We start from the raw sequence: 6,000 nt of genomic DNA on the forward strand, positions 1-6,000 counted from the left end.
TGCGGCAGTTGGCGAAAGCCAGTCTATCATTCATGAGGTGACGGAATTGTCTTTGAGCCGGAGGTCTTTCCTTGGCGGGATGACCGTTGCGCTGGCTGGTACCCGCTTGCCAGCAGCGACACACGAGTTGATCCTCGCGCCCCAATCGATCAAGGCGCACCTTGCTGGGTACGACGTGTCGATGTTGGGCTTCAACGGTGGTCTGCCGGGCCCAGAAGTCAGAATGCGACAAGGACAAACCGCCCGCATTACCCTCGATAACCGATTGGAGGAGGGCGCTCTCGTTCACTGGCATGGGTTGCGGGTTCCAAATCGGATGGATGGTGTCAACGTCCTCACTCAGGATGTGGTCATTCCGGGCGACTCGTATCGTTATCAATTCGGCGTCCCGGATGCCGGCACGTATTGGTATCACTCGCATTACCTGTCTTACGATCAGGTCAGCCGCGGTCTTTTCGGCGCCTTCATCGTCGAGGAGCAAAATGCGCCGGCTGTCGACCATGACATCGTTGTTCAGTTCTTCGATGTCTTGTTGGATCAGTCCGGACAGTACGACGAAGGGTTCAACCCGGCTCATTTCGCGACCGAGGGCCGTATCGGCAATACGGTCACGGCGCTTGTTTCCAATGGAACCAGCAAGAATGTGAGACAAGGCGACCGCCTGCGCTTGCGCCTGATAAATCCCTCTATCGACAGGGTTTACCGTGTCGGGCTGGACGGTCTGGCAGGCAAGATCGTTGCACTGGATGGTATGCCCCTGGCGCAGCCACAGACACTCGAACCCATCCTCCTAGCTCCGGGGCAAAGATGCGATGTGATTGGTGATGCGACCGGGCCTATTAGATTTGACGACAGCTTTGGAGAGCGGACGTTGAGCCTTGGCGAAATCGCTGTTTCCGGCTCTCGTGAGCCTGCGAAAGCGCCCATCACCGCGTTGCCCGCCAACCGAATGCCCGCCCCGCAAGACCCCGGCCAAACCGCGGAGCTGGTGCTTCAGGGAGGTGCGGGAAGCGCGTCCCACAACGGCACAGGGACGTGGGCGCTCAATGACGTATCGGGCCTGCCTCGAACCCCTTTCCTATCCGTCGCGCAGGGGACGACCGCGCGCATTTCGATCCGCAACGAAACCGGGTTTCCACACGTCATGCATCTGCATGGCCACCATTTCTGGGAACTCGATGCGGCGGGGAAAGCCGGTCCATACCGGGACTCGACCTTTCTGGATATCGGCGAGACGCGGGATATTCTCGTCGTCTTGGGCAATCCGGGATCCTGGATGCTGCATTGCCACATGTTGAGCCACCAAGCCGACGGTATGGCAACGTGGATCAGAGTCGGCTGAGGGTCGAGACGGATACATACCGTTACAAATCTCTGAATGATAACAGGCCTTTCGCCGTCTACGTAACCTGACAAGCGAGAAACAGGTCCATCGACTGCCAATGGGAGCGTTCATTGACCCTGACACCAAAATCTCTCGGCATGACTGCGGCGGCAGGATCAGCCGCCTTGCTGTTGGGGGCCTTCGTTTTCCAGGCTCTTGGGTACGCGCCGTGCGCAATGTGCATCTGGCAACGCTACCCACACGCAATCGCCATTGGAATGGGCGCTCTGTTGCTCTTTGCTCTGCCGATTTTGCCAATCCTGATAATCGGTGCCCTGTCGGCACTCAGCACATCCGCGTTGGGAGTGTTTCATACCGGTGTCGAGCGCGGCTGGTGGGAGGGACCGACTTCTTGCACGGGATCCGGCCTCGATGTTTCCCAAATGTCGGTATCGGAATTGCTGCCCTCTGCCAGTTCAAATGCGTCCAATCTTGTTCTGTGCAGTGAGGTTGTCTGGGAATTTCTGACGTTGTCCATGGCGAGTTGGAACGCGATCCTAAGCGGTGTCCTTGCTTGCCTCTGGTTGGTCGCGATCGCAAGACATCAAAAGGTTCGGTGGCATGGGGTCGCGGACGTTTCTTGAATCGTCCCGCATTCATCGAAAACAAACAAAGGGCTTCGCTTCATGGTTACAAGACGACACTTCCTTGCACTTTCCGGCTCGCTGTTTTCAGCTTCTCTGAGTTCGCCAGCATTCGCTAAGACCTGGCCGTCAACAGCCGAAAAAGCAGCTTGGGATGCGCAGATCACGCCCGCCAACTATGACCCGGCAACAACCAACCCATGGGGGCTGCATCCCAGGCTGCTGCCGCAACGCGTTTTGGCGAATGACGGTTTGCGCCCGGGTGACATTCACGTCGATGCGATCGCGCGCTATCTGTACCATATCGAGGAAGGTGGCACCGCGATGCGATACGGGGTGGCGATTGCCAAGGGCGATCTCTATGAACCCGGCACCTATACGATCCGTCGCAAGGTCGAATGGCCACACTGGACGCCGACGCAGTCGATGATTGAGCGAGACCCAGATGCATTCGCTCAGTTTGCCGATGGAATGGAGCCCGGCCCGGAAAATGCCTTGGGGAGCAGGGCTTTGTATCTATTCGTCGGAGATCGGGATACGTACCTTCGTATCCATGGGACACCCAGCCCACGCAGCATTGGCGGCCGGGCCAGTTCGGGATGCGTGCGCATGGTGATGGCCCACATCAATGATCTCTATCCGAATGTCGCTGTCGGATCGACGGCGTTCCTTTACTCGGCCGAGGACAGCGTTACCGCTCGAAGCTGATCAATTCGTCGGACAGCGCATCTTGGGCTCACGCGCTGAGGACAGCGTCATGCAGGAAAATCTTGCAACGAATTGTTGGACGAACACTCACGGCTGTGTCGCAAGTGAATTTTCGAACTGTGCGATCGCTACGGATTTATCGTCCTCATCGTTCTCGAACAGCTTTCTGGTTCGCACACCCGGCAACTTGCCAAAATCCGCCATCAGGCGCTTTGGAAAAAATGTGCGTCCAATGGATTCAAATCCTGGTAATTGTCTGAGTACCGCGGAGGTACTGGCACTACAAAAACCGGAAGCGGCTGGGCCGCTGGCAATTGCAAGCTGTAAGGCCTGCTCCGCGACTTCGGGAGACACATCGATCTCTTGTATGACGACATGGTAGGTCTCCCGAGCATGAGCCCGCGCATAAAAATCGGCCACTTGTGGAGTAATGCCATAAAGCACATCTCCCCGTTCCGGTACCGCGCTCAGCCGGACCGTTCCTGCCGGATCGAAGATAACACGCTGCGACCCATTAATCATGACGCTGGTATGCGCACCCGCCCCGGACCTGTTATTGATCATGGTGTACAGCGTCAGCGCGGCCGGTCCGTCGTGACGGTAGGATGCACTACTGATGACTTCGGCTGAAGCATCAGGGCGCATGTCGTTTCCTGCACCGCACCCCGCCAAAATTACCAAGGTTAGAACTGAGAAAATGCGGTTCAAAAAGAGCACCCTGCAGCCTCCTGCCATGGGTTGAATAATTGAATTTTCGGGATATTCAGGTCCTCTACCACTCTCGACACCAACTCTTCCGGATTTCACGTCCACCGAAACACGGGTTCGGTGTCGGTTGGTACGCGACTCCTCGACAGGTTTTTCTCTGGATATCGCAAGTCTCAGATTAAGAGGAGCGTTCGCCCCGAATTGATTTGTCGCAATTTGTAACAGACCCCGCCTTTGTGACCTCGCGATACAAAACACCGGCTCGCGTGGCATTCCGAATCTGCAGGTGCATCCCATATGGTGGCTATCGTAACACTGACACGAGGTGATCGACATGAAACGCAATACTCTACTCGCTGCAATGACTCTGGCTGCAACCGCCTTTGGTGGCGTCGCCTTGGCGGATGCCAACCATGGGCACAGTGGTCAACCTGGTGCCCAAAGTGGGGCAGGCATGATGCAGAACGGTGGTCCGGGCATGATGGGGAACATGGGCGGAATGATGGACATGATGCAGCGCATGCACGGAAACATGATGGGCGCAGGCATGGGCAGTGGTATGATGGGCGCAGGCATGGCTGGCGGCATGATGCAAATGTTCGACACCGATGAAGACGGCACAACGACGCCGGAAGAAATGCGCACGCAGCTGCAGGCCAAGCTTTCCGAGTTTGACAGCGACGGGGATGGAAACCTCTCGATTACCGAGTTTGAAGCTCTCCACAGCGCGATGATCCGCGAAATGATGGTGGATCGTTTTCAACACCTCGATGCCGATGGCGACGGCGCGGTGACGCCGGAAGAGATGGCCGCTCCGGCCGATAGGATGGAGCGGATGCAGATGATGCGGTCGAACATGGCAGATGCGCCTGCGCGGCCGGGCAACGGTCAGGGCATGGGCAACGGCTCCATGATGCAGGACAACTGAGCCAACGGGTGCCGGTTTTTTCCGGCACCCGTCCTCAAAACGCCAAAACCGTTCTCGGCCGGGACATTGAACCGAACCGCGACCTGAACCGTTTAGCCTCGTTATGCCAAAAAATAGAGACACGGAAAGGAAAATTCCCATGGCCTATACCTATGATCGCGTCCTGAAAGACACCAATATCGATGACGCAGAGATGCGTGTTCGGGATGCTTTGGCAGACAAGGGCTTCGGCGTTCTGACTGAGATTGACGTCAAAGCGACGATGAAAAAGAAACTTGATGCGGACATGCCGCCTTACCGCATTCTCGGGGCCTGTAATCCGGGCATGGCGCACAAAGCCATCGAGATCGAGCCTCGCATCGGTGCGATGCTTCCCTGCAATGTCATCCTGCGGCAAGTGGACGGCGACACCGAGGTCAGCGCGGTCGATCCTGTCGCTTCGATGCAGGCGGTGCAGAACCAAGACCTGGACGCGGTCGCCGGCGAAGTCCGCGATCTACTCCGGGACGCCCTCGACGCCGCGTGATGGCGGGATGGGCGTTGGATGCCCTGTCGCAGATCGAGCGCCTTTAGCGGTGCTCGATCAATGCCATCTAATCCCCACGTAAATTCCTGATGAGGAACTCACCCAGTGCTGCCAGCGGGATTGCCATTTCCGGATATTGGAACCGACCTCATCTCCTTCGACATCGGGGGGGTCACATTCGCACTCCGCTGGTACGCGCTAGCCTATATCTTCGGTATCCTGATTGGCTGGCGCATTTGTTTGAGTGCGATAAGCCGTCCCGCGCTCTGGACATCAGTTGGACCGCCGCTTGACCGGACGCAGATCGAAGATCTTCTGACGTGGATCATCATCGGCGTGATTGCTGGTGGTCGCCTAGGCTTTGTACTGTTCTACCAGCCTGCATATTATCTCGCAAATCCCTTGGAAATTCTGATGGTCTGGCAAGGCGGCATGTCCTTCCACGGGGGGTTCGCGGGCGTTGTCATCGCTGCCTTGCTGTTCTGCCTTCGACAGAACGCGTCTTTGCTCAGCACTGGCGACTTGCTGGCTTTGGCGGCACCGCCAGGCTTGTTTCTTGGGAGGCTGGCGAACTTCACCAACAATGAGTTGTGGGGGCGGCCGACGGACGTTCCCTGGGCGGTGATCTTTCCCGGCGAAGTCGCGCAGGCCTGCCCAGGGATTAGTGGCCTCTGCGCCCGACACCCGTCCCAGCTGTACGAGGCGCTATTGGAGGGGCTCATTCTTGGAATGCTGCTCATTTATCTCGCTTGGGGCCGGGGCTGGCTGAAAATGCCCGGTGCCTTGGCTGGCGTGTTTCTGACCGGCTATGGTCTTGCCCGAAGTTTCGTCGAGATGTTCCGGCAACCGGACCAACAATTTGTGACGGCGGACAACCCGATCGGCCATGCGCTTCATTTTGGTGAGTGGGGTTTGACCATGGGCCAGTTGCTCTCCATGCCAATGGCGCTGGTCGGGCTGGCGTTGATCGTGTTCGCCCGGCGGGAACGGGGCCGGACAGCGCCACCCCGCAGAGCCGCAATGTAATCGCCGTACTGATCTCTCTTGACCCTCCCGCGGATGGAAGCCCTAGCAACTGTATCTTCAACTTGCTGGAACGGCCCATTTCTGGCTTGATTTACAGAGGGCGTTGACGATTGTAATGAGCTTTCGAGCGACAGCT

Annotated in this window: 7 protein-coding genes; 6 read left to right on the forward strand and 1 reads right to left on the reverse strand. The window is 57.5% G+C overall.

What is annotated here, in order from left to right:
• The first annotated feature begins 52 nt into the window (after nt 1-52).
• The 3 genes from ACGKZZ_RS15850 (at nt 53) to ACGKZZ_RS15860 (ending at nt 2,676) form a co-directional block, all read left to right on the forward strand.
• Nucleotides 53-1,342, forward strand: coding sequence for a multicopper oxidase family protein (locus tag ACGKZZ_RS15850; RefSeq protein WP_411224508.1), 1,290 nt, complete (start codon nt 53-55; stop codon nt 1,340-1,342).
• Nucleotides 1,343-1,482: 140 nt separating this feature from the next.
• On the forward strand, nt 1,483-1,968 hold the full coding sequence (locus ACGKZZ_RS15855) for a disulfide bond formation protein B (RefSeq protein ID WP_100931433.1): 486 nt from the start codon (nt 1,483-1,485) through the stop codon (nt 1,966-1,968).
• Between the two features lie 42 nt (nt 1,969-2,010).
• Nucleotides 2,011-2,676 (forward strand): L,D-transpeptidase, encoded by a 666-nt coding sequence (locus ACGKZZ_RS15860; protein WP_411224509.1) that lies wholly within the window; start codon nt 2,011-2,013, stop codon nt 2,674-2,676.
• A gap of 87 nt (nt 2,677-2,763) precedes the next feature.
• Here ACGKZZ_RS15860 and ACGKZZ_RS15865 read toward each other — a convergent pair whose 3' ends face one another.
• On the reverse strand, nt 2,764-3,321 hold the full coding sequence (locus ACGKZZ_RS15865) for a hypothetical protein (protein WP_233152328.1): 558 nt from the start codon (nt 3,319-3,321) through the stop codon (nt 2,764-2,766).
• A 397-nt stretch (nt 3,322-3,718) separates the two neighbouring features.
• Here ACGKZZ_RS15865 and ACGKZZ_RS15870 point away from each other — a divergent pair, with 397 nt between their 5' ends.
• The 3 genes from ACGKZZ_RS15870 (at nt 3,719) to lgt (ending at nt 5,864) form a co-directional block, all read left to right on the forward strand.
• A complete protein-coding gene (locus tag ACGKZZ_RS15870) occupies nt 3,719-4,312 on the forward strand; it encodes an EF-hand domain-containing protein (protein ID WP_411224510.1) in 594 nt (197 codons plus the stop codon).
• 139 nt (nt 4,313-4,451) lie between these two features.
• Nucleotides 4,452-4,838: a DUF302 domain-containing protein gene (locus ACGKZZ_RS15875; RefSeq protein WP_050686143.1), complete on the forward strand. Its 387-nt coding sequence runs from the start codon at nt 4,452-4,454 to the stop codon at nt 4,836-4,838.
• A gap of 105 nt (nt 4,839-4,943) precedes the next feature.
• Entirely contained in the window at nt 4,944-5,864 is a 921-nt protein-coding gene (lgt, locus tag ACGKZZ_RS15880) for a prolipoprotein diacylglyceryl transferase (RefSeq protein ID WP_050686145.1), read from the forward strand.
• Nucleotides 5,865-6,000 lie beyond the last annotated feature (136 nt).

It is taken from the genome of Marivita sp. S2033 (assembly GCF_046592965.1).
GTDB lineage: Bacteria > Pseudomonadota > Alphaproteobacteria > Rhodobacterales > Rhodobacteraceae > Marivita.